The organism is Robiginitalea sp., from assembly GCF_049588695.1.
In the GTDB taxonomy this organism is placed as follows: domain Bacteria; phylum Bacteroidota; class Bacteroidia; order Flavobacteriales; family Flavobacteriaceae; genus Robiginitalea.
In genome coordinates this window covers 1-4683 of the sequence record NZ_JBAVZJ010000074.1, presented here as the reverse complement: position 1 = coordinate 4683, position 4683 = coordinate 1, and the positions used below count along the sequence as shown (strand labels likewise).

Annotated in this window: 3 protein-coding genes; all 3 read left to right on the top strand. The window is 48.6% G+C overall.

The window, feature by feature from the left end; genetic code table 11:
- Positions 1–1545, top strand: a 1545-nt coding sequence (gene glgB, locus WBV75_RS01520; RefSeq protein WP_424118894.1) for a 1,4-alpha-glucan branching protein GlgB, incomplete at its 5' end; no start/stop codon positions are given.
- A gap of 98 nt (positions 1546–1643) precedes the next feature.
- Positions 1644–4037 (top strand): glycoside hydrolase family 31 protein, encoded by a 2394-nt coding sequence (locus WBV75_RS01515; RefSeq protein WP_424118893.1) that lies wholly within the window; start codon positions 1644–1646, stop codon positions 4035–4037.
- Positions 4038–4084: 47 nt separating this feature from the next.
- Positions 4085–4683 (top strand): M48 family metallopeptidase (locus WBV75_RS01510; RefSeq protein ID WP_424118892.1); only part of this gene is annotated, 599 nt, incomplete at its 3' end.

Sequence of the window (4683 nt, the reverse complement as noted above, 5' to 3'; positions counted from 1 at the left end):
GAACACCCCCCAAAGACAGCTTCAGTGGTGTGGGAGGCACCTTACAAATGGAAAGACAGCAGCTGGATGCGAAACCGGGAAAAACGAAACAGTCTCGACCAACCCTATTCAGTCTATGAAGTACACCTCGGATCCTGGAGAAAGGGTAAAGACAATACATTTTTGTCCTATAAAGAACTGGCTAAAGAACTGGTGGAGTATGTAAAGGAGATGCAGTTCACCCATGTGGAATTCATGCCCGTTATGGAATACCCCTACGATCCTTCCTGGGGGTACCAGCTTACCGGGTATTTTGCCCCCACCTCCCGTTTTGGAACGCCTGAGGAGTTTAAATTGCTCGTGGACGCCCTCCACCAAAACGACATTGGGGTCATTCTGGACTGGGTGCCCTCTCATTTTCCCGAGGATGCGCATGGGCTGGGTCTTTTTGACGGATCCCACCTCTATGAAAACCCGGACCGCCGTAAGGGGTACCACCCGGATTGGAAAAGCCTGATATTTAACTACGGCAGGAATGAAGTACGTGCCTTTCTGATCAGCAATGCGCTTTTCTGGTTGGAAGACTATCATATCGATGGCCTGCGCGTGGATGCGGTAGCTTCTATGCTCTACCTGGATTATTCCCGGGAAGAAGGGGAGTGGGAACCCAATATTTATGGGGGAAATGAAAACCTGGACGCCATTTCCTTTCTGAAAGAACTCAATTCCGAAGTATACCAAAACTATCCGGGGGTGCAGACCATTGCAGAGGAATCCACTTCCTTTTCCATGGTTTCAAGACCTGTTAGTGCCGGTGGGTTGGGCTTTGGTATGAAATGGATGATGGGATGGATGCACGACACCCTGGAGTATTTTAAGAAAGAACCCGTGTACCGGAGGCACCATCAGAACGATCTGACTTTTAGTATGACCTACGCCTTCACAGAGAATTTTATGCTGCCGTTTTCACACGATGAAGTGGTTTATGGAAAACAGTCCCTCTTATACCGGATGCCCGGGGATGAATGGCAGCGTTTCGCCAACCTTCGATTGCTCTTCGGGTACATGTTTACCCATCCGGGCACGAATCTCGTCTTTATGGGGGCGGAATTCGGGCAGTCTTCCGAGTGGAATTTTCAACAAAGCCTGGACTGGCATTTGCTGGAATACGACTTTCACAAGGGGATTCAAAAGCTGGTTACAGATCTGAACACCCTATACCGTACCTATCCGGCACTCTACGAAAAGCAATTTAGCCCGGAGGGCTTCCAGTGGATCGATTACGGGGATTCTGAAAATTCGGTGCTTACCTATATCCGAAAAGGAAAACTGCCCAAAGACGACCTGATTATCGCCTGTAATTTCACCCCGGTCCCTCGTGAAAATTACCGGATTGGGATACCAAAATCGAGAAAACTTACAGAGGTTTTTAACAGCGATGCCACAGCCTATGGAGGGAGTGGGATTGCAAATGGTTCTGCTAAAGTTTCCAAAAACCCCTGGCACGGGTTTGAACACTCTATCGAGGTAAGCCTGCCGCCGCTTTCGGTAGTGGTTTTCCGGTAAATGGTAAGCGAAAACGTTATAGCTATGATTTGATCGGGGTAGATTTCGGTATTAACGGCTTTTGTATTTCTTTTGTCAGGTTTTAAAATCTTCCCTTAATGATCACCAACACGGAACTCGAGTTTAAAGGCAACCTGTATCCCACCCAGGTAGTCGAATACCGCAAAGACTCAGATAAATATTACTTCACCAGTCAGAATGGCGTAATCCTCGAGATTACGATTCTCAGAAATAGTGCCCTTCGCTTCCGGTATGCGACGGACCATGTATTCGAACCCGATTTTTCGTATGCGATCAGTCCCAACCACAGCAGGGGTTTTGATGAGATACAGGAGGATGAAACCGACGCTGCCTACCTGATTCGCACCTCCAAGATTTGCGTCTTTGTGGATAAAGCGAGCCTTCGGATCCGGATCGAAGACCTGAACGGGAATGTCATCAATGAAGATGAACTGGGTTTTCACTGGGAAGAAAACTACGAATTCGGGGGGAATACGGTAAAAATGAGCAAAGTGGCCCAGGCCGGGGAGTCTTTTTACGGCATGGGCGACAAAGCCACACATACCAATCTGAAGGGAAAAAGGACGCACAACTGGGTTACCGACCAGTACGCCTATGCGAAAGATCAGGATCCCCTCTACAAAGCCGTTCCCTATTACGTGGGCTTGCATAACGACATTGCCTATGGAATTTTCTTTGATAACTCGTTTTGTACCCATTTTGATTTTTCCCACGAAAGGCGAAACATCACCAGTTTTTGGGCAGACGGGGGGGAGATGAATTACTATTTTTTCTACGGCCCGGAAATGCGAAGGGTGGTAAGGGCCTACACAGACCTTACCGGTACCCCGGAACTGCCGCCCCTTTGGGCCCTAGGTTTTCACCAGTCCAAATGGAGTTACTACCCGGAAAGCCGTGTTAAGGAGCTCGCTACAAAATTCAGGAAGCTGCAGATCCCCTGCGATGCGATTTACCTCGACATCGACTATATGGACGGATTTCGTTGCTTTACCTGGGATAAAAACCACTTCCCCGATCCCAAACGGATGATTAGCGAATTGGAAGAAGAGGGCTTTAAGACCGTGGTGATGATCGATCCTGGAATTAAAGTAGACCGGGACTATTGGGTTTACAGGGAAGCTTTGGAAAAAGATTATTTCTGTAAACGGGCCGATGGCCCTATCATGCAGGGTAAGGTATGGCCGGGCCCCTGTAGTTTTCCGGACTTTACCAATCCGGAAGTGCGGGAATGGTGGGCAGAACTCTATAAAGGCCTGATCAAAGATTCGGGGGTTCACGCGGTTTGGAACGATATGAATGAGCCAGCCGTGATGGAGGTGCCCGGGAAAACAGCTCCCCTGGATACCCGTCACGATTACGACGGGCACCCCTGCAGCCACCGTAAGGCGCATAACATCTATGGAATGCAAATGGTGCGTGCCACCTATGAGGGCGTAAAGAAATACGTGTTTCCTAAACGACCCTTTGTGATCACGCGGGCCGCTTATTCCGGAACACAGCGATTCTCCAGTACGTGGACCGGAGACAATGTGGCGACCTGGGAACACCTTTGGATTGCCAATGTACAAGTACAACGCCTCTGTATGAGTGGGATGTCGTTTTCTGGTTCGGATATTGGCGGGTTTGCCGAACAGCCTAATGGGGAACTCTTTGCCCGATGGGTGCAACTGGGTATTTTCCACCCGTTTTGCCGGGTGCATTCAAGCGGGGACCACGGAGACCAGGAACCCTGGTCCTTCGACGAGGAGGTGACGGGGATCGTACGTAAATTTATCGAATTGCGCTATCAACTGCTCCCTTACCTCTACACGATGTTCTGGAAGTACGTCAAGGAAGGTGTGCCGATGTTGAAGTCCCTGGTGTATTACGATCAACTGGACCATCAGACCCATTTCAGGACAGACGAGTTTATATTTGGCGAACAGATTTTGGTTTGCCCTATTCAGGAACCTAATGCGAAAGGTCGGAGGATGTACGTACCCAGGGGAAAATGGCACAATTACTGGACCGGGGAAGTCGTGGATGGTGGCATGGAAAAGTGGGTGGCCGCCGACATCGATAAGATTCCGATTTTCGTTAAGGCCGGGGCCATTATTCCGAAATACCCGGTTCAGCAATATGTGGGGGAAAAGGACATCGAAGAACTTACCCTAAACGTCTATTACGTGGAGGGTATTGAGCAATCCACGGTTTACGAAGACGGGCAGGACGGCTATGACTATAAAAAAGGGGAATACAGCCTTCGGAACTTTAAACTCACCGGAAAAGGCAAAGAACTGATTATTCAACAGTTCAAGGACGGCACTTATATTACGCCTTACACTACCTTGAGAATCAACTTTATCGGGTTGCCTTTCCGGATTAAGAAGATACAGGTAGACAACGAGGCTGTAACCCAAAAAGATGTACAGCTCAATGGAAACAATACCATTGTTGTGGACAAAAATTTCAGCTCTCTGGTGATTAAATAGTGCAAAGACTTCTTTACTTTTAGGGGTGTTTTAAATTTGGACAGAACATGAAAAAAGTAGGATTCCTTATCATCCTCATCTGTTGCATGGGGTGTAAAACCAATCCGTTTACAGGAAAAAGCACGCTGAACATGTATCAGAACAGCGATATGTTCCCAACGGCCTTTGCACAGTATGATGCGTTCTTAAAATCCAATTCAGTTGTAAAAGGAACCGCAGATGCCAAAAAGATTACAGAAGTCGGACAGCGAATTGCCAGGGCCGCGGAACGGTGGTTAAGCGCAAACGGCTACCCGGAATACCTGCGCGACTACCGCTGGGAGTATACCCTTGTTGAGGATAAAACCGTCAATGCCTGGTGTATGCCGGGCGGAAAGATCGTTTTTTATACCGGAATACTTCCCATTTGCCAGGATGAAACGGGAATCGCCGTAGTTATGGGTCATGAAGTTGCACATGCCCTGGCAGATCACGGAGCCCAGCGTATGACGGCTCAAAGCTTACAACAAGCGGGTTTGCTTGCGGGAAATGTGGCACTTCAAAAAGACTCGGACAGGGCTTTGTTTAACACGGCTTATGGGGTTGGGTCCTCAGTGGGTGTGATGCTGCCCTTTAGCAGGAGCCATGAAACCGAGGCGGATAAAAT